Origin of the sequence: Glycomyces rhizosphaerae (assembly GCF_042647865.1) — a bacterium.
Taxonomy (GTDB): Bacteria; Actinomycetota; Actinomycetes; order Mycobacteriales; family Micromonosporaceae; genus Glycomyces; species Glycomyces rhizosphaerae.
The window spans coordinates 1-18935 of record NZ_JBHRWO010000021.1; the positions used below are offsets into that span (position 1 = coordinate 1).

Genomic DNA, 18935 nt, shown 5'->3' on the forward strand with positions numbered 1-18935 from the left:
CCCTTGCTCCATACCTACCGGGCGAGACCAGGCTTGACAACCCGACCACCCCACTAACTGAACGGCATTGGGACTAGAGGCCGCCGTGAGCCGTCTCCGGACCGCTTGGCGCGCCCGGGGTCTGGGCGTATGCTTCAAAACCACCCGTGACCTGCGCTTGATCGCCGAACCTGTGAGAGGCCTATGCCGCTTTCGACTAGCCAGCCGAACGCCGAGACCGAGGCCACCCTGCTCGTCGTCGAGGACGAAGAGAACATCTGCGAGCTGCTGGCCACGTCGCTGCGCTACGCCGGCTTCGCCGTCCACGCCGTCGGCACCGGTGACGAAGCGCTCCGCTCCATCGCCCGTCACCGCCCCGACCTGGTCGTGCTCGACGTGAACCTCCCCGACTTCGACGGTTTCGAGGTCGTGCGCCGGATGCGCTCGGGCTCCGACCACACCCCCGTGCTCTTCCTCACCGCCCGCGACGACACCGCCGACACCGTCACCGGCCTGTCGGTCGGCGGCGACGACTACATCACCAAGCCCTTCGCGCTCGAAGAGGTCGTCGCCCGCATTCGCGCGGTCCTGCGCCGCTCCTCCGGCGAACTGCCCCGGCCCTCGCGCCTGCAGTACGCCGACCTCGAACTCGACGAGGAGACCCACGAGGTCTGGCGCTCGGGCAAGGCCGTGCAGCTCTCGCCCACCGAGTTCAAGCTGCTGCGCTACTTCATGATCAACGCCGGGCGCGTGCTCTCCAAAGCCCAGATCCTCGACCACGTGTGGCGCTACGACTTCCGCGGCGACGACGGCATCGTCGAGTCCTATGTGTCCTACCTGCGCCGCAAGGTCGACACCGGTGAGCCCAAACTCATCCAGACCCTCCGGGGCATCGGCTACGTCCTGCGGGAGCAGCATCGTTGAGCGCACCGCGCGTACTCGCAGGCGTCCGGGACAAGTGGGACCGCACGCCCCTGAGGGTTCGGCTCACCGCGGCCGTGCTCGTCCTCGTGGCGGGCTCCCTCATCCTCATCAGCGTCTCCACGATCCTCGCACTGCACTCCTACTTCCTCGGCACCGTCGACGAGGAGCTGGAGACCCAGCTGACCAGCTGGAGCCCCGCGACGTTCGGCAACGAGATCTTCGAGGACAGCGATGACACTCCCGGGCTGCGGCCCGAGCAGTACATCTTCAGCCTCGTCTCCCCGACCGGGAACCGCCTCGACCGGCCGGGCGACCGCGACGACTACCCCGTCTTCGACTACGAGCGCCTGGCCGCGGCCGACGGCGAGGCGTTCACCGCGCTGAGCGCCGACGGCGTCACCCGCTGGCGGGTCCTCGGCCTGCCCGGCTCCGAGGTCGGCAGCAAGAACGCCGACTACGAGCCCGAGGAGCACGACCTCGACCCCGACTCCTACTACGTGCTGTCGTACAAACTCTCCCACTTCGACAAGACCGTCGCCGGGCTCGTCTGGGTCGACCTCCTCATCGGCGCCGGCGTCCTCGCCGGGCTCGCCGCGATCGGCGTCGGCCTGGTGCGCGCGAGCCTCTCGCCGCTGCGCCAGATCGAGAACACCGCGGCCATGATCGCCGCCGGGAACTACTCGCGGCGCGTGCCCGACCACGACCCGAACACCGAGGTCGGACGCGTCGGACGCGCCATCAACTCGATGCTCACCAAGGTGGAGGGCGCCATCCGCGCCCGCGAGTACTCCGAGGAACGCGCGCACGACTCCGAGGAGCGCATGCGCGAGTTCATCGCCGACGCCTCCCACGAACTGCGCACCCCGCTGACCAGCGTTCGCGGCTACGCCGAACTCGTGCGCACCAACCCGCAGATGCCCGAGGCCGACCGGCAGCAGTACATCGGGCAGATCGAGGAGGCCGCCAAGCGCATGGGCCTGCTCGTGGGCGACCTGCTGCACCTCGCCCGCCTCGGGCAGGAGCGGCCGGTCGAGACCGAACCGGTGGACCTCGCCGTCCTCGGCCACGAGGCCGTCGCGGCCCACGCCGTCATGTCAGAGGACTACGAGTTCCGCTTCACCTGCGTCCCAGGCGCTTCCACGGTGGTCGCCGCCGACCGGGCCCGCATGCGGCAGGTCCTCGACAACCTCCTGTCGAACGCGGTCCGGCACACCCCGGCCGGCACCCACATCACGGTCGAGGTCGCCGCCGAGGACGCCACCGTGCGCCTCACCGTCGCCGACGACGGGCCCGGCATGACCCACGAGACCGCCGAACGGGTCTTCGAGCGCTTCTACCGCTCCGCCTCGGTCGCCCACCCCGGCTCCGGGCTCGGCCTCGCGATCGTCGCGGCAATCGTCAAGGCCCACGGCGGAACCGTCCAAGTCGCCTCCGAACCCGGCGAGGGCACGACCTTCACCGTCATCCTCACCGCCGAGCCCGCCGAGCCCGCCGACGCCGAATAGCGAAGCTTTGAAAGCTTTAAAGCTCATCGATGCCTTCCGCGCCCCTGGCCGCATCTCCGAGCGCTCTGACCAGTGCGCCCGCGTCTCGGATCATTAAAGGGTTTTAAGGCGTTTTTGCAGCGGGCCGAGAGCTGAGCCCTGCATGCTGCCTTACATGAGCAGCACTGAGAGCACCAAGGGCCCCGAGGGGACCGCACCGCAGGGCACCGAAGGGCCTCGCACCCCTGACGCCGCCTCGGAACAGGCCGCCTCCGCAGACGACGCGTTCCTGCCCGAAGACGCCCAGCCGGCCGCGAGCCTGCCCCCGAGCGGCGCGCCCGCCGCGGGCGCCGTCATCGGCGGCCCGAACCCGAACCCGGCACCCGACGCCGCCCAGCCGTACCCGGCCGACGCGAACGTCCCCGGCGCCGCACCGGCAGCACCCCCGCCGAGCGACCACACCCGCGTCCTGCAGACCGCGGGGGCACCCGCAGGCGCCCCCGCCCCCGCTCCCGCCGGGGCCCCCTACATGGCCGCGCCCGGCGAGGCGCCCGCCTGGCAGCCCGGCGCACCGGTCCCGCCGATGTACCGGCAGCCCGGCGCACCCGTCGGCCCTCCGCGACGGCCCGGCGGCCGCGGCAAACTCGTGGCCGGGGCGCTCGCACTCGCCCTGATCGCGGGCGGCGCCGGCGGCATCGCGGGCTGGTTCCTCAACGACGGCGACGGCGGCACCACCACCGTCCAGTCCGTGTCGATGGACGCCGGATCCGGCATGACCTACACGGAGATCGTGAACAAGGTCAGCCCCTCCGTCGTCACCATCGTGACCGACGCGGCCGAAGGCTCGGGCGTCGTCTACTCCGAGGACGGCTACATCGTCACCAACAACCACGTCGTCGACGGCGCGCAGACCGTCGAGGTCCGCTTCTCGGACGGCACCACCGCCGACGCCTCCATCGTCGCCACCGACGCGACCCAGGACCTCGCGGTCATCCAGGTCTCCGGCGTCGACGACCTGACGCCGATCACCTTCGCCGACTCCGCGTCCGTGCAAGTCGGCGACGTCGCCGTCGCGATCGGCTCGCCGCTGGGCCTCGAAGGCACCGTGACCACCGGTATCGTCTCGGCCCTCGACCGCTCCATGACCGTCTCCGGCGAACAGTCCCCAGGCGGCCAGCAGTCCGGCTCGACCCTGAGCGGGCTCATCCAGACCGACGCGGCCATCAACTCCGGCAACTCCGGCGGCGCCCTCGTCAACGGCGACGGCGAACTCATCGGCATCAACACCGCGATCGCCACCACCGACTCCGGCTCGATCGGCCTGGGCTTCTCCATCCCGTCGACCACCGTGCAGAACACCGTCCAGCAGCTCATCGAGAACGGCTCGGTCGAGCAGGGCTACCTCGGCGTCTCGGTGGCCGACACCGACGGCAACGGGGCCATGATCCTCAGCGTCGAACCCGACTCCCCGGCCGCGCAGGCCGGACTCCAGGAGGGCGACGTGATCACCGCGATCGACGGGAACGCCGTCACCAGCGCGTCCGAAGTGGTCGCGGCGGTGCAGGGCACCTCCTCGGGCACCGAGGTCGTCATCACCTACACCCGCGACGGGCAGGAGGCCGAAGCCTCGGCCACCCTCGCCGGCGCTTAGACACACCGACGCGAAACGGCCCCGAGCCTCAGGCTCGGGGCCGCATTCGTGTTCAGGGACAACCGAACCGAGTGGCGTTCACTGCGACGCGCTCACCTGCGGGGCGGTGCTCTCGCTCGCCTGCAGCGCGGCGCGGACCGGGCGCAGCTGCGCCGGGGCCTCGCCGGTGTCGATCCACTCCGCGAGGCGGTCGCGGTCGACGATGAGGACGCCCAGCTGTGCGGCCACGGCCTCGTTGCGCGCGGCGTGGTGCATCCAATGCAGGTTCGCGTTCGTGATGAGGACGCCGGCGTCGCAGTCCCAGCGGGCCTTGATCTCGCCGCCGAGAATCTGGACGTGGCGGTTGCCGTTGCGCCGCCGCATCGTCTTGTCGTCCTTCTTGGCGCGCACGATGATGCGCTGGCCGTTGGTGAAGGTCACGACGAAGTTGCAGCCGAGGTCGTTCTTGCGGTGCCCGAACTTCTTGACGCGCTTGGCGTCCAGGCCGACCAGCAGCTGGCCCGCCATCGCGTCGAAGGCCGGGATGTTCATCTTGTCGACGCTGCGCATGAGCGCCTGGCGTTCGATGGACACCGCGCGGTCGCGGTGCTCGTGGCCGCGGCTGCGGAACAGGATCCACCCCGCGAGGGCCGTGCCGCCCAACAGGATCGCTACCGACGCGAACCATGCCCAGTGGTCCGCTATGAATCCGAGAACGAAGTAGCCGAGGATGAGAACGGCGATTCCCGCTCCCGCTCTGATGAACACGGACATGGCGGCCTCCACTGGGTTCAGAGGGCTCAGCAAAATTACGGCTCGCAAGCTCGCTGGGGGCGGGCCGGCGTATGTCGCATGTGATGTCAGCGTGCATGGCTCGCAAGCGTCGCCATGACTATGAGTATCCGTTACCCTTCGCTCACGCGTAAGGGCAATGTCCGGTACCCGACAGCATGGCCCGGCAGCTTGCATGTGCGGCCCGTCGCGACACACTCACCGAGCCGGGACCCCGCCGCAGGCAGTGGGGGATACTGGCCGGATGTCGACATCTTCAACGGGCGTTCTGGTGCTTCTCGGTGCGCCCCTGGGAAATCCAGAGGACGCCTCGTCTCGGCTCCGGACCGAGCTGGCCCGCGCCGACGTCATCGCCGCAGAGGATACCCGGCGGCTCCGCCGGCTCTTGAGTGAACTGGGTGTCGTTCCCACTGCGCAGATCACCTCGTATTTCGAGGCGAACGAGGCGGGGAAGACGGCTGGTCTTATCGAACAATTGTACGATGGAAAGCGGGTCGCCGTCATCACCGACGGCGGCATGCCTTCGGTTTCGGACCCGGGATTCCGCCTGGTCAAGGCCGCGATCGACGCCGGCATCGCGGTGACCTGCGCGCCGGGCGCGAGCGCGGTGACGACGGCGCTGGCACTCTCGGGGATGCCCTGCGACCGGTTCTGCTTCGAGGGTTTCGCGCCGCGCAAGGACGGTGAGCGGCGGCGCCTGTTCGCCGAGCTCGCCGAGGAGAAGCGCACCATGGTGTTCTTCGAGTCACCTCGGCGTGTCGAGGAGACCTTGCGCGCCATGGCATCGGCCTTCGGGGACGACCGGCCCGCGGCCCTCTGCCGCGAGTTGACGAAGACCCACGAAGAAGTCCGCCACGGCGGCCTCGGCGCGCTCGCCGAAGGCGCGCAAGCGGACCCGCCGCGCGGTGAGATCACCCTGGTCATCTCCGGCTGGACCGGCCCGGACGCCAGCGAGGCCACCCCCGAGGCGATGGCCGCCGCGGTGGCCGCTCTGGAAGCGGCGGGCACCGACCGCAAACTCGCGATGAAAGAAGTCGCTCTCCGCTACGGCGTGAGCCGAAGAGACGTCTACGACGCGGTTCTCAAAGCGGACTGAGCGGCATCATGTGCTAGCCAAGAAGCCAAATATCCGCAAATAAGCGGATATATACCCCCTAAGGGACCCCTGACGCAAAAGTACTCCTGGGGGCCGACAATTCCGGTTCGAACACGAGGTGAGCAATGCTCAGAGTTCGTCGAACTTGAAGGTCTTCCACGAGATGAGGGCGATGATCGCCGCGAAGGCCGCGAGGAAGCCGATCTGGGGGAGGACCGCGCTCGGCGGTTCGCCGTAGACCACGACCGATTGCAGTGCCTCGTTCAAGTACCGCATCGGCGAGAGGTACGAGATCGCCTGCACCCACTCGGGCGAGAGCGCGAGCGGGTAGAACGCGCCCGACACGAACGCCATCGGCATCGTCACCAGGTTGCTCAGCCCCGCCGCGGCCGGGCTCGTCTGGGCGATGCCGCCGATGACCACGCCGATCGCGAGGAACGCGAGCGTTCCGAGCAGCACCAGCGGCACCGCGAACCACGTCCACGCCGACAGCTGCAGCCCGAAGGCCAGGGCCGCCACCGCGAGGAACACCGCGGTCTGCCCGACCGCGACCACGAGGTTCACCGAGACCTTCGCGCCCAGGAACGTCCGCACCGAAGCGGGCGTCAGCCGCAGGCGCCGCAGCAGCTTGTCGCGCTTCCAGTCCACGATCGTCCCGGCCGCGCCGAACACGCCCGCGATCGCGACGCCCCACGCCAGGATGCCCGGCGCGAGGTACTGGATCGGCTTGAGCGCCCCGCCGTCGGCCTCTTCCACCTCGGTCGTCAGCACCGGCTCGCCCGGCGCCGCCGCCGAGAGGACCTCGACGTTCACGTCGTCGATCATCGCCGAGAGGTTCCCCGCGGCGATCGCGCCCGAGGTCGAGTTCGTCGCCGACGGATAGATCCGCACGGTCGTGCCGTCCTGGGCCACCGCCGCATCCGCGTCGCCGTCGCGCAGCATCGCCAGCGCCGCGTCCAGGTCGGCGGCCTCGGTGACGGCGAAGTCGTCCGGGTCCGCGCCTTCGAGCACCGGCACGTCGCCGACCGCCACCACCCGCGAGGCCGCGGTGTCGCCGGAACCGAACACGCTCGCCAGCAGCACCATGAACATCAGCGGCAGCAGGATCGTGAAGAAGATCTGGCTGCGGTCGCGCAGCCACCCGCGCCCCAGCGCCTTGAACAGGCTCAGGTACGCCTTGCCGCCCGTTCCCTGCCGCCGCTCGGCGCGCACTTCGGCCGTATCGAGGCTCATCCCCGCCACTCCCGTCCGGTCACGTGCAAGAACACGTCTTCGAGGTTCGCCGTGCGCACCGACAGGCCCTCCAGGGCCCCGTCGGACGCCAGAGCGGTCAAGAGCTTCCGCGGGTCGCGGGTCTCGAACACGACCGTGGTCTCGCCCGTGGTCACGGTCTCGCCGGCCGCGAGCTCCTTGACGCGTTCGTCGCTGAGCTGCCCGGCCGCGACGGTCACCTTGGTGGGGGCGTCGAGGGCGCGCACGAACCCGGCGGGGGAGTCGACGGCCTTGATCTTCCCGGAGTCCATGATGGCGACCCGGTCGCAGAGCGCCTCGGCCTCCTCCATGTAATGCGTGGTCAGGACGACGGTGCGGCCGTCGGCGTTGATCGCGCGCATGAGGTCCCAGAGGTTGCGCCGCGCCTGCGGGTCCAGGGCCGCGGTCGGCTCGTCGAGGAACACCAGCTCGGGGTCGCCCACGAGCGCGCACGCGATCGAGAGCCGCTGCTGCTGGCCGCCCGAGAGCTTCTCGCAGCGCACGTTCGCGTGCTCGGCGAGGCCCACCAGCTCGAGCATCTCGGCGCCGCGGGCCTTCGTGGCCCCGTACAGCTCGGCGAACGTCTCGATCTGCTCCCTCGCGGTCAGGAACTCGAAGAACGCCGACCCCTGGAGCTGCACGCCGAGGCGGCCGGTCAGCTCGGGGGAGTGCGGCCACGGCGAGCGGCCGAGCAGGCGCACGGTCCCGGAGTCGGGCTTGCGCAGGCCCTCGACGATCTCGAGGGTCGTGGTCTTCCCGGCCCCGTTGGGTCCGAGGATCCCGAAGAACTCACCGCGCTCGACGCGGAAGCTCACACCGTCGACCGCGCGGATCTCACCGGTCCTGCGGCCGCGGTAGGTCTTGCGGAGGTCGGCGACCTCAATGGCGGCGTCCATAGGCGCTAACGCTATGCCATGGGCTGTTGTGACGGGGTTCTCGCCTTACGGGTGTAGACGTCCCCCGCGCGTACGCCCGTGGGCGCATCTCCCGCGCCTTTCACACCCTCCGTAACAGAACCGTGAGGCGAACTTCATCGCTGAGGAACAGTCGCCGCACGTCCAGGCAATGACGCTCCGTGAATGTAGGGCGCATGACAACGACTCTGACGCAAACGACGGCTGAGAAGCCGACCGGTGCCCGCAAGGGCTGGATCAGCGACTGGCGTCCTGACGACGAGGCCTTCTGGCAGTCGACGGGGCGCAAGGTCGCCAGGCGCAACCTGATCTGGTCCGTCCTCGCCGAGCACCTGGGCTTCTCGGTCTGGGTGATGTTCAGCATCATCACCCCGTATCTGGCGGCCGCGGGCTACGACTTCACCGTGAGCCAGCTGTTCTGGCTCACCGCCGTGCCGAACCTCGTCGGCTCCTTCCTGCGCATCCCCTACACCGCCGCCGTGGCGGTCTTCGGCGGACGCAACTGGACCATCATCTCCGCGGCCCTGCTGATCATCCCGACCGCGCTGCTGGCCTACTGCCTGATGACGCCGGGTACTCCGTACTGGCTGTTCATCGCCGCGGGCATCACCGCCGGGTTCGGCGGCGGCAACTTCGCCTCCTCGATGGCGAACATCTCCTACTTCTACCCGGAGCGCCACCGCGGCTCGGCCCTCGGCATCAACGCCGCGGGCGGCAACATCGGCGTCCCGGCCGTCCAGTTCATCGGCCCGTTCGTGATCGCCCTCGGCGTCATCGGCGCCTCGCAGGGCGTCAACCCCGCCGGCAAGCAGATCTGGCTGCACAACGTGCCGCTGCTGTGGCTGGTCCTCGGCATCTTCGCCGCGGTCATGGCCTGGCGCTTCATGGACAACCTGTCGGTCTCCCGGACCCCGATCAAGGAGCAGCTGCCCGCGCTGACCCGCAGGCACACCTGGATCATGAGCGTCCTCTACATCGGCACGTTCGGTTCCTTCATCGGCTACTCGTTCGCGTTCCCGCTGGTCATCAAGATCGAGTTCCCCGAGTTCCAGTCGCTGTGGATCGCCGCGCTCGGCCCGCTCGTCGGCTCGGTCGTCCGTCCGGTCGGCGGCTGGCTCGCCGACAAGGTGGGCGGCGCCCCCATCACCAGCGCCTCCTTCATCCTGATGGGCGCCGGGGCGATGGGCGCGATCTGGGGCATCAACACCGGATCGTTCGCACTGTTCTTCACCTCCTTCATGGTGCTGTTCCTCATGAGCGGCGTCGCCAACGGCTCGACCTACCGGTCCATCCCGGCGATCTTCCAGGCCGAGGCCGCCGCCGCGGCCGGAGGCGAGGCCAGCGAGACCGACGTGGTGAAGGCCAAGAAGCTCACCGCCGCCGCCCTCGGCTGGATCTCGGCCATCGGCGCCTTCGGCGGGTTCCTCATCAACCAGGGCTTCCGCATCGCCAACGAGCAGACCGGCTCGGTCGTCACCGCCATGTGGGTGTTCGTGGGCGGCTACGCCGTCTTCCTGGTCCTCAACTGGTGGTGCTACCAGCGCACCGTCCTCGTCGAGCGGGCCCCGAGCCTCGCTCACGCCAAGGTCTGACCCACCCGAACGCGGCAGAGTCGCCGTGTCAACACTGCGGCCCGCAATCGTCCCGAACGGACGATTGCGGGCCACTTAGCATTCCGGAAACATTGCTCACGTGACGCCGAAACGACTCCCGGTCACACTCGCCGCATGACCGTTCGCGCCGCCCTCCCCGTCCTCCGCACCGCCGACACCCACTGCCCGTACTGCGCGCTGCAGTGCGGCATGCGGTTGGAGGAGGACACGGAAGGCAAGGTCACGGCCTCGCCCCGCGGCGGCGGCATGTGCAAGAAGGGCTGGACCTCGCCCGAGCTCCTCGACCACCCCGAACGGCTCACCACCCCGCTCCTGCACGGCGAACCCGTCTCCTGGGAGACCGCCCTCGACCACGTCGCCGACCGGATCCGCGCGATCCAGGACGAGCACGGCAAGGACGCCGTCGGCGTCTTCGGCGGCGGCGGCCTCACCAACGAGAAGGTCTACCAGCTCGGCAAGTGGACCCGCCTCGCCTTGGGCAGCAAGCACATCGACTACAACGGCCGCTTCTGCATGTCCTCGGCGGCCGGGGCCCTCAACCGCTCCTTCGGCATCGACCGCGGCCTGCCCTTCCCGAAAGAGGACCTGCAGGACGCCGACGTGATCGTCCTCGTCGGCGCCAACCCCGCCGAGACGATGCCGCCGCTCATGCGGTTCCTCACCGACGCCGAGCTCATCGTCATCGACCCCCGCCGCACCGCCACCGCCGAGCAGGCCCAGCTCCACCTCCAGCCCGCCCCCGGCACCGACCTCGCGCTGGCGAACGGCCTGCTGCACATCGCGATCGAGCAGGGCTACCTCGACCACGACTACATCAAGGCGCACACGAACGGCTTCGACGAGGTCCGCCAGACCGCCGCCGGCTACTGGCCCGCGTTCGTCGAGCGCATCACCGGTGTGAGCGTGCCGGACCTGTACGCGGCGGCCCGCCTCATGGCCGGCAAGAAGACCGTGGTCCTCACCGCCCGCGGCTCCGAGCAGCACGCGAAGGGCGTCGACACCGTCACCGCCTGGATCAACCTGACCCTCGCCCTCGGCCTGCCCGGCAAGCCCAGCTCCGGCTACGGCTGCATCACCGGCCAGGGCAACGGCCAGGGCGGTCGCGAGCACGGCCAGAAGGCCGACCAGCTCCCCGGCTACCGGATGATCAACGACCCGGCCGCGCGCGAGCACGTCGCCGCGGTCTGGGGCGTCGACCCCGAGACCATTCCGGGCGCGGGCGTCTCCGCCGTCGAGCTGCTGCGCAAATGCGGCGACGACGTCAAGATGCTGTTCGTGCTCGGCTCCAACCCGGTCGTCTCGGCCCCGCGCGCCGCGCGCGTCGCCGACCGACTCAAGGCCCTCGACTGCCTCGTCTCGTTCGACTTCGTCATGTCCGAGACCGCCCGGCTCGCCGAGGTCGTCCTGCCCGTCACGCAGTGGGCGGAAGAGGACGGCACCATGACCAACCTCGAAGGCCGCATCATCAGGCGCAAGTCCCTCCGCGGCGCCCCCGACGGCGTCCACTCGGACCTGTGGATCATGAAGGAGCTCGCCGCCCGGCTCGACGCCCCCGGCGCCTACTCGACCGACCCGGAGGCGATCTTCGAGGAACTCGGCCGCGCCTCCGCCGGAGGCAAGGCCGACTACTCCGGCGTCTCCTATGAGCGCCTTGAGGAACGCACGTTCCAGTGGCCGGTGCCGAGCCCCGACCACGAGGGCACGCCGCGCATGTTCGCCGACTTCAAGTTCAACACCCCCGACGGCCGCGCCAAGTTCATCGCCGTCGACCACCGCCACCCGGCCGAGCGCCGCGACCGCTCCTACCCGCTGTACCTGACCACGGGCCGCGTCCTCACCCAGTACCAGTCGGGCGCGCAGACCCGCCTCATCGAGTCCCTCGGCGGCACCCCGGACAGCGAGCAGTTCCTCCAGATCCACCCCGATACCGCTGTGCGCCACGGCATCGGCGAAGGCGACTGGGTCCGCATCACCTCGCGGCGCGGCTCCTACACCGCACCCGCGCGCCTCTCGGTCGACATCAGGCCCGACACGGTCTTCAGCCCGTTCCACTTCCCCGGCGCGGCCAACGCCAACGCCGCGGTCTCGGACGTGCTCGACCCGATCAGCCGCATGCCCGAGTTCAAGGTCTGCGCCGTCAAGATCGCCCCCGCCGCGAGGCCCTGAGTACGCCTCGGCCCCAACATCATCGAACTGGTGCAAACCTGGAACCGGTGCTAGCGTTTCGAAGTGCCGACACTCTCCCCCCGGCTGCGGTCGCTCCTCCCGGATCCAGGGCCCGCGCGAGCGCTGACGCTCGCGATTTTCCCCTCGTCGATCGGCCGGGGCCTGTTCATCACGGCCTCGGTCGTGTTCTTCACCAAGTCGGTCGGCCTGTCCCCGTGGCAGGTCGGCACCGGCTTGACGATCGCCGCGTGCGTCGGCCTGCTCGCAGGCGTCCCGATGGGGCACCTGGCCGACCGGATCGGCCCGCGCACCATGACGATCGTCTTCGGCCTCGTCGGGGCCGGCGCCGTCAACCTGTACTTCCTCGCCTCCAGCTGGCCGGTCTTCGTGGCGGTCGCGAGCCTCGCCTCGGTCGGCCAGTCGGCGTTCCACGCCTCGCGCGGCGCCCTCATCGCCGGCAGCGTCCCGCCCGAGCAGCGCGTCCGCACCCGCGCCTACCTGCGGGTGGTCACCAACGTCGGCTGGATGGTCGGCTCCCCCCTCGCCGGAATCGCCCTGTTCTTCGACACCGACGCCGCCTACGCCTCTGTCATCGCGGCGACCGGCGCGGTCACCGCGCTCGGCGCCCTGCTCTACCTCCGGGTCCCGTCGGTGGCCGCCCAGCCCGCTTCGAAGCGCGAACGGATGGGCGCGGCCCTGCGCGACCGCCCTTATCTCGCCCTCACCGTGCTGAACGCGGTCCTGACGATCCACTTCGGCATCTCCAACGTCGCCATTCCGCTGTGGGTACTCGAACGCACCGAAGCCCCGGCCTGGGTGGTCTCCGCACTGTTCGTCGTCAACACCATCATGATCGTCACCCTCCAGGTGCGCACCAGCCGCGGCAGCGCCACCGTTCCCGGAGCCGCACGCGCCCAACGGCTCGGCGGGCTCCTCCTCGCCGGCGCCTGCGTGCTCTACGCCCTGAGCGCCGGCTGGCCCGCCTGGACGGCCGCCGCGATCCTCGTCGCCGGAGCCGCCGTCCACGCCTTCGGCGAGCTCTACATGGCCGCCGGCGGCTGGGGCCTCTCGTACGAACTCGCACCCGACCACGCGCAAGGCCAGTACCAAGGGCTGTACAACACCGGTTTCCAAGTGGCCGACATCGTCGCCCCCGCCGTCCTGTCCGTGGCCGTCATCGGCCTGGGCTGGCCCGGCTGGCTCATCATGGCCGCCTGCTTCGCCACGGCCGGAATCCTGGTCCCGGCGGCGGCCCGCTGGGCCGCCCGCACCCGGCCCGTCCCAGCCGAACCCGTCCCGGCACCCTGACTTTCGGCCGGAAGACCGCCCGCCGATATCGGTCCAAAGACCGAGATGGTTCGGACAAAAGACCCAGGCGGGTCGGGCACCCGCGCTTCTACGGTGGAATGGCGGCCCGGTCCCGCACGGCGACCGGGCCGACCACTCCCATCGAGACCAGGAGCTTGACTTGCAGCGACACCTCAAACGCGCCCTGCTCGGCACGACCGCCGCGGCACTGGCCGCCGGCGCCGGCGTCTTCGCGATGACCGAGGCGAACGCCGAGGCCGAAGACCCGCAGCCCGCGCAGCAAGCGCTGGCCATCCCCGCCCCCGGCGGCGAGTTCGCCACCGGCACCACGCAACTCCACCTGATCGACGAAGGCCGCCCCGATGTGTGGGTCCCCGAGGAAGACCGGGAGCTCATGGTGACCATGTGGTACCCGACAGACGAGACGGACGGCCCGAGCGCGCCGTACATGACCGCCGAGGAAGCCGAGCTGTTCGGCGCACAGCTGCAACTGCCGGGCGAGCTGCTCGCCTCGGTCGAGACGAACTCGGTCGTCGACGCCGAGCCGATCGACGATGACGATCCCCTGCCGCTCGTGGTGCTCTCGCCGGGCTTCTCCTTTCCGCGCGCCACGCTCACCGGCCTCGCCGAGGAGCTGGCGAGCCAGGGCTATGCAGTGGCCGCGGTCGGCCACAACCATGAAGCGCCGATCACCTTCCCCGACGGGCGCACCACTGAGTGCCTCACCTGCCGGCAGGAGGACCTCGACGTCCGCACTCTGGTGCCGAACCGGGCCGAAGACCTGTCGTTCGTGCTCGACGAGCTCACCGGCGAAGATGCCGGGGACGACTCGTCGGTCCTTGAAAGGCTCGACATCGATGCCGATCGCATTGCCGTGGGCGGCCACTCGATCGGCGGCGCGAGCAGCCACCGCGTGATGCTCGCCGACGAACGCTTCGACGCCGGGTTCAACCTCGATGGCACGTTCTTCGCACTCTCCCCCCGCACACTGGATCGGCCGTTCATGATGGTCGGCGGCGGCGACGACCACGGCAGCCCCGGTCAGGACGACAGCTGGGACTGCGCCTGGAAGAAGCTCGAAGGCTGGAAGCGCTGGATCTCGGTTTCCGGCACCACCCACAGCTCGATGACCGACTTCGGCCCGCTCGGCGAGCAGGCCGGCCTGAACCAGGACGAGCTCGACGGCTTCCGCAGCAACGAGATCTCCCGAGCCCTCGTCACGGGCTTCGTCGAGGCCCACCTGCGCGGTGAAGACGAGCCGGTCTTCGAAGGCCCGAGCGAGGACTGGCCCGAGCTGGTCTTCCACAACCCTTAGGCCGCAAGGAAACCGAAAGCCCGGCCGCGCTTTGCGCGGCCGGGCTCCAAGGCGGGAACGAGGTCAGGAACCGTTGCGGAGGTCCTGGAGGGTTGCTGAGGTGAACGCGATGCGGTCGAAGGCGACCTTGCAGCCCTCGCCTTCGGGAGCCTGGACGCCGAAGCCGGCCTTGACCGGGGCATCCACTCCGAAACCGAAGCAGCGCACGAACTCCCAGCGCTCACCGTCGGAGGAGGCATGGAAGGCGAAGCCCTCGCCGATGCGGCTGACGCGCATCCAGACCGAGTCGCCCTCCACGTTCCAGGCATTGGCGTCGTCGGAGACGCCGCGGGTGACGACCGAGACCACCATGCCCTGCTCGTCCGGCGAGTACTCGAAGCAGAGTTTCGACCAGTGGGTCTCGTCGGCGAGGAGGAAGAGGGTTCCCGCGTCGTACTTGCCGTTGAAGTCCACGGTGATGCGGGCGCTGAACTGCCAGTCGCCCTCCGGCGGCAGGCCGAGCAGGCGGGCGCCGTTGGCGGGGGCGTGGTTCGCGGGGTCGGGGGCGTGGACGTACCAGTCGGTCTTGGCCGCGGCGGTCGCTTCGAGGCCGGTGTCGGTGACCTGCCAGCTCGGGGGTTCGACGGCGTCTTCCCATTCGAGTTCGAATGGGAGCGAAGGAAGGTTCACGGTCATGCGGGCAGCGTATCGGGGCGAGCTGGCCCGGGGCCGCGCCATTCCGACGCTTAGGAACGATCGCGGTCGCGCAGGATCTCCTCGACGCGTTCGGAGGTGTCGGTGTGGCCGCTGTGCCCTGACGCGGAGGCACCGAGTAGGCGCGGGCCACCGCCTGAGGCCCTGAGGCGCTGGGGGAGTAGGAACTCCTGGGTTTCGCGGGTGACGGCCCGTTCGATGATCTCGATCGGGCCCAGCTCGGCCAGGGCCCGCACTACTTCGTCGACGAGTCGCGGTGGTGCCGAGGCTCCAGCCGTCACGGCAACGGTCCTCGCCTCACTCAGCCAGATCGGGTCGATCGCGTCGGCGTCCTCGATCAGGTGGGCGGTGACTCCCGCGTTCCTGGCGAGTTCCACCAGGCGGTTCGAGTTTGAGGAGTTCGCCGAGCCGACCACCAGGACGAGGTCCGCCTCGTCCACGACGGCGGCGACGGCCGCCTGGCGGTTGCTCGTGGCATAGCAGATGTCCTCGGCGCCTTGGCCTTTGATCGCAGGAAAGCGCCCTTTCAGGGTCTCGGCGATGGCCTCGACCTCGGCCACCGCGAGGGTCGTCTGACTGAGGTAGGTGAGTCTCGCCGGGTCGGGGACTTGCAGCGCCGCGACTTCGGTGGCGCTCTCGACCAGGAGGGTCCGTTCCGGGGCGACACCGATGGTGCCCACGACCTCCTCGTGACCTTCGTGTCCAATGAGGATCACCGTGTCGCCGTTGTCGGCCGCCCGCTTGGCCTCGGCGTGGACCTTCGCGACCAGCGGGCACGTCGCGTCGACCGCGTCGAGGCCGCGCGCGGCCGCCTCCCGCTCCACCGCCGGGGCCACGCCGTGGGCGCTGAAGACCACGAGCGCGTCGTCGGGGACCTCGTCGAGTTCGCCGACGAAGACCGCTCCGCGCGACTCCAGGTCCGCGACGACGTGCGCGTTGTGGACGATCTGGTTGCGCACGTAAACAGGACGGCCGTGCTCTTCGAGGAGGCGCTCGACGATCTCGATCGCCCGCTCCACCCCGGCGCAGAACGACCGCGGCGCCGGGAGGAGCACCCGGCGGCGGGCCGCCTCTCGGCGAACCTTGCTAGCCATTGGTTCGCCCCCTTGGCGAAGGTCGCGCGCCATCAATCGGCCCCCTTGGCGAAGCTTGCATGCCATGAATCTGCCCGCGTTGGCGAAGCCTGCGCGCCATAAATTAGCTCTGTCGACCGTGCTCGCGGCCAGCCTGGACAGTTCCTCCACGGCCTCGGCCCGGAGGCCGCCCGAGAGGAGGCTGCCGGTCGCCGATTCGGTGAGCGTCTCGGCCGAGTGGCGGCTGGCGTGCCGGCCGCCGCAGGCCTCCACGAGGTCGGCGGCCCTGGTGAGTTCAGCTTCGGTGAGTTGCCCTGCGGCGCTGTAGATCGCGGCGAGCTCGGGCGCGTCGGGGTGCCCGGAGCCGAGGGCGGCGGTCACCGGGAGGGACTTCTTGCGGTTGCGCAGGTCCGAGTAGACGGCCTTGCCGGTGACGGCCGGGTCGCCCCAGATCCCCAGGAGGTCGTCCACATGCTGGAAGGCGAGCCCGAGGCGGAAACCGAAGTCCCGCAAGGCGTCCACCTGCTGAGCCGTGCCGCCGCCGAAGAGGGCGCCGAGAGCGGTGGCGCAACCCATGAGGGAAGCGGTCTTGGCCTCGGACATCGCGATGCACTCGGCGAGTTCGACCCGGTCGCGGCCCTCGAAGCGGGTGTCCGCCAGCTGGCCCTCGATCAGGGCCCGCACGGTCTGCGCGAGGAGGCCCGTGCCCGCCGGGACGCGGTCGCCGCCGGTCTCGGCGAGGATCTCGAACGCGAGCGCGTGGAGGGCGTCGCCGACCAGGATCGCGTCGTTGACGCCGTAGACCTTCCATGCGGTCGGGCGGTGTCGCCGCAGGCTGTCGTGGTCGATGATGTCGTCGTGGATCAGGGAGAAGTTGTGGACCATCTCGACGGCCACGGCGGCGGGCACGGCCTGCCGCCAGCGCTCCCCGTCGCCGACCGCTTTGGCGGCCAACAGGGTCAGGAGCGGGCGCAGAGCCTTGCCGGAGTTGGCCTGGACTGGTGAGCCGGCGGTGTCGGTCCACCCGAAGTGGTAGGCCGCGATGCGGGCGGCCGGGGCGGGGAGCCGGTCGGCGGCGGCGCGGAGCCCGGCGTCGACGGCCTCGCGTTCGGCGGTGTACTGGTCGGTCAGGACGGTCATGCGGGGCCTCCCTGGGCGGCGGGGTCTGCTGGGAACGCGTTGGGGCTCATGGAGCAGGGGCCCGGGCGGTCGCCATGGTGCGCAGGCGGCCGCCCGGAGTTCTCAGCGTCCGATCTCGACGTGCTCGAGGATGCCGAGCGCGTCGGGGACCAGGACCGCGACGGAGTAGTAGGCGCTCACGAGGTAGGACATGACGGCCTTCTCGTCGATGCCCATGAACCGCACCGAGAGCCCGGGTTCGTATTCGTCAGGCAGCCCGATCTGGTGCAGGCCGACGACGCCCTGCTCGGCCTCGCCGGTCCGCATGCAGAGGATCGACGTGGTGCGCGCCCCGGTGACCGGGATCTTGTTGCACGGCAGCATCGGGATGCCGCGCCACGCCGGGATGTGGTGCCCGTGGTAGTCCACCGTGCTCGGGTAGATGCCGCGCTTGGTGCATTCGCGGCCGAACGCGGCGATCGCCTTCGGGTGCGCGAGCAGGACTTCGGGCTTGCGGCGGCGGCTGATGAGCTCGTCCAGGTCGTCCGGGGTCGGCGGACCGGAGCGGGTGGGGATGCGCTGGTTCAGCGCCGCGTTGTGCAGGAGCCCGAACTCCTTGTTGTTCACCATCTGGTCTTCCTGCAGCTCGCGAAGGGCCTCCACGGTGAGCCGCAACTGCTGCTCCATCTGGTTCATCGGCTGGTTGTACAGGTCCGCGACGCGGGTGTGAACGCGAAGCACCGTCTGCGCCACCGACAGCTCGTACTCGCGCGGCGCCAGCTCGTAGTCCACGAACGTGCGCGGGAGGTCCGGCTCGCCGGTGTGGCCCGCCGCGACGTGGATCGCCGCCTCGCCGTGCCTGTTGGCCTTCGCCGACCGGGTCGCCTTGAAGCGCTCCAGGTGCGCCGCGAGCTCGGGCATGCGCTCGACCAGCTCGGCCGCCGTGGCGGCCGGGAGCGTGAGCACCGTGACCGGGGTGGCGGCGACGACGTCGTGGTCCCAGACGGGCCCGTCCTCGACGAGGACCTCGTCGCCGAAGTGGTCGCCGTCGACCATGAGCCCGAGCGAGGACTGGTCCCCGAACGGCCCGGCGCCGAACTGCTCGACGCGGCCGTGGGCGATCAGGTGCAGGCCGTCGACCGGCCGGCCCTCCTGCGCCAGGTGCTCCCCGGCCTGGACCTCGCGCTGCTCGAAGCGGTCGGCCAGCGCTCCCAGCACTTCCTCGTCATCGATGCCGCGCAGCTGCGGAATCTCACCGAGCTCGGTGGGGATGACGCGGACGGCGTCCCCCTCGGTGGTGAATTCGACGCGGCCGTCGCCGACCGTGTGCGTCAGGCGCCGGTTGACCCGGTACGCGCCGCCCTGCGTCTGCACCCACGGCAGGACCTTGAGGAGCCACCTGGAGGTGATCTCCTGCATCTGCGGGGCGGACTTGGTGGTGGTGGCGAGATTCCGGGCTGCGGCGGTACTGAGACTGGTCTGCGGGTGCTGTCCGTTCGCGGACTGCTGGGGAATGGCGGGGGTGCTGTCGACGACAGAGTCGGTCATGCTCACACTTCCTCACGTTGAGGCGGTTAA

At 70.0% G+C, this 18935-nt stretch carries 14 protein-coding genes; 8 read left to right on the forward strand and 6 right to left on the reverse strand.

Annotated elements, in window-relative coordinates; genetic code table 11:
* The first annotated feature begins 183 nt into the window (after window positions 1-183).
* From ACFO8M_RS20325 to ACFO8M_RS20335, 3 genes are all read left to right on the forward strand, one after another.
* Window positions 184-903 (forward strand): response regulator transcription factor, encoded by a 720-nt coding sequence (locus ACFO8M_RS20325; RefSeq protein WP_387978954.1) that lies wholly within the window; start codon window positions 184-186, stop codon window positions 901-903.
* Window positions 900-2408, forward strand: a complete 1509-nt coding sequence (locus ACFO8M_RS20330) for a sensor histidine kinase (protein WP_387978956.1) — start codon at window positions 900-902, stop codon at window positions 2406-2408. The genes ACFO8M_RS20325 and ACFO8M_RS20330 overlap by 4 nt, the downstream gene beginning before the upstream one ends.
* 154 nt (window positions 2409-2562) lie before the next feature.
* Window positions 2563-4038, forward strand: coding sequence for a trypsin-like peptidase domain-containing protein (locus ACFO8M_RS20335; protein WP_387978958.1), 1476 nt, complete (start codon window positions 2563-2565; stop codon window positions 4036-4038).
* A 78-nt stretch (window positions 4039-4116) separates the two neighbouring features.
* Here ACFO8M_RS20335 and ACFO8M_RS20340 read toward each other — a convergent pair whose 3' ends face one another.
* A complete protein-coding gene (locus ACFO8M_RS20340; RefSeq protein ID WP_387978960.1) occupies window positions 4117-4791 on the reverse strand; it encodes a restriction endonuclease in 675 nt (224 codons plus the stop codon).
* 262 nt (window positions 4792-5053) lie between these two features.
* Here ACFO8M_RS20340 and rsmI point away from each other — a divergent pair, with 262 nt between their 5' ends.
* On the forward strand, window positions 5054-5905 hold the full coding sequence (rsmI, locus tag ACFO8M_RS20345) for a 16S rRNA (cytidine(1402)-2'-O)-methyltransferase (RefSeq protein ID WP_387978962.1): 852 nt from the start codon (window positions 5054-5056) through the stop codon (window positions 5903-5905).
* 129 nt (window positions 5906-6034) lie between these two features.
* Here the strand turns inward: rsmI and ACFO8M_RS20350 are convergent, their stop codons facing one another.
* Both ACFO8M_RS20350 and ACFO8M_RS20355 read right to left on the reverse strand, forming a co-directional pair.
* Window positions 6035-7138: an ABC transporter permease gene (locus tag ACFO8M_RS20350; protein ID WP_387978964.1), complete on the reverse strand. Its 1104-nt coding sequence runs from the start codon at window positions 7136-7138 to the stop codon at window positions 6035-6037.
* A complete protein-coding gene (locus ACFO8M_RS20355; protein WP_387978966.1) occupies window positions 7135-8052 on the reverse strand; it encodes an ABC transporter ATP-binding protein in 918 nt (305 codons plus the stop codon). The genes ACFO8M_RS20350 and ACFO8M_RS20355 overlap by 4 nt, the downstream gene beginning before the upstream one ends.
* 194 nt (window positions 8053-8246) lie before the next feature.
* On the opposite strand from ACFO8M_RS20355, the gene ACFO8M_RS20360 reads away from it, so the two are divergent.
* The 4 genes from ACFO8M_RS20360 (at window position 8247) to ACFO8M_RS20375 (ending at window position 14472) form a co-directional block, all read left to right on the forward strand.
* Entirely contained in the window at window positions 8247-9662 is a 1416-nt protein-coding gene (locus ACFO8M_RS20360) for an MFS transporter (RefSeq protein WP_387978968.1), read from the forward strand.
* A 135-nt stretch (window positions 9663-9797) separates the two neighbouring features.
* Window positions 9798-11849: a molybdopterin oxidoreductase family protein gene (locus ACFO8M_RS20365; protein ID WP_387978970.1), complete on the forward strand. Its 2052-nt coding sequence runs from the start codon at window positions 9798-9800 to the stop codon at window positions 11847-11849.
* Window positions 11850-11912: 63 nt separating this feature from the next.
* Window positions 11913-13157 carry an MFS transporter gene (locus tag ACFO8M_RS20370; protein WP_387978972.1) on the forward strand — a complete coding sequence of 415 codons (1245 nt, stop codon included), beginning with the start codon at window positions 11913-11915 and terminating at the stop codon, window positions 13155-13157.
* Between the two features lie 160 nt (window positions 13158-13317).
* Complete coding sequence (locus tag ACFO8M_RS20375; protein WP_387978973.1) at window positions 13318-14472, forward strand: alpha/beta hydrolase family protein; 1155 nt, start codon at window positions 13318-13320, stop codon at window positions 14470-14472.
* Window positions 14473-14535: 63 nt separating this feature from the next.
* On the opposite strand, the gene ACFO8M_RS20380 is transcribed toward ACFO8M_RS20375, so the two are convergent.
* From ACFO8M_RS20380 to ACFO8M_RS20390, 3 genes are all read right to left on the reverse strand, one after another.
* Window positions 14536-15147: a DUF1349 domain-containing protein gene (locus ACFO8M_RS20380; protein ID WP_387978974.1), complete on the reverse strand. Its 612-nt coding sequence runs from the start codon at window positions 15145-15147 to the stop codon at window positions 14536-14538.
* Window positions 15148-15197: 50 nt separating this feature from the next.
* Entirely contained in the window at window positions 15198-17378 is a 2181-nt protein-coding gene (gene ispH / locus ACFO8M_RS20385; protein WP_387978976.1) for a 4-hydroxy-3-methylbut-2-enyl diphosphate reductase, read from the reverse strand.
* A 102-nt stretch (window positions 17379-17480) separates the two neighbouring features.
* A complete protein-coding gene (locus ACFO8M_RS20390; protein ID WP_387978977.1) occupies window positions 17481-18905 on the reverse strand; it encodes a family 2B encapsulin nanocompartment shell protein in 1425 nt (474 codons plus the stop codon).
* Between the last annotated feature and the right edge of the window lie 30 nt (window positions 18906-18935).

Bases quoted from the DNA above. Each gene is read 5' to 3' on its own strand.
- ACFO8M_RS20325 (WP_387978954.1), top strand. From the start codon at position 184: ATGCCGCTTTCGACTAGCCAGCCGAACGCCGAGACCGAGGCCACCCTG.
- ACFO8M_RS20335 (WP_387978958.1), top strand. From the start codon at position 2,563: ATGAGCAGCACTGAGAGCACCAAGGGCCCCGAGGGGACCGCACCGCAG.
- ACFO8M_RS20340 (WP_387978960.1), bottom strand. From the start codon at position 4,791: ATGTCCGTGTTCATCAGAGCGGGAGCGGGAATCGCCGTTCTCATCCTC.
- rsmI (WP_387978962.1), top strand. From the start codon at position 5,054: ATGTCGACATCTTCAACGGGCGTTCTGGTGCTTCTCGGTGCGCCCCTG.
- ACFO8M_RS20350 (WP_387978964.1), bottom strand. From the start codon at position 7,138: ATGAGCCTCGATACGGCCGAAGTGCGCGCCGAGCGGCGGCAGGGAACG.
- ACFO8M_RS20355 (WP_387978966.1), bottom strand. From the start codon at position 8,052: ATGGACGCCGCCATTGAGGTCGCCGACCTCCGCAAGACCTACCGCGGC.
- ACFO8M_RS20360 (WP_387978968.1), top strand. From the start codon at position 8,247: ATGACAACGACTCTGACGCAAACGACGGCTGAGAAGCCGACCGGTGCC.
- ACFO8M_RS20365 (WP_387978970.1), top strand. From the start codon at position 9,798: ATGACCGTTCGCGCCGCCCTCCCCGTCCTCCGCACCGCCGACACCCAC.
- ACFO8M_RS20380 (WP_387978974.1), bottom strand. From the start codon at position 15,147: ATGACCGTGAACCTTCCTTCGCTCCCATTCGAACTCGAATGGGAAGAC.
- ispH (WP_387978976.1), bottom strand. From the start codon at position 17,378: ATGACCGTCCTGACCGACCAGTACACCGCCGAACGCGAGGCCGTCGAC.
- ACFO8M_RS20390 (WP_387978977.1), bottom strand. From the start codon at position 18,905: ATGACCGACTCTGTCGTCGACAGCACCCCCGCCATTCCCCAGCAGTCC.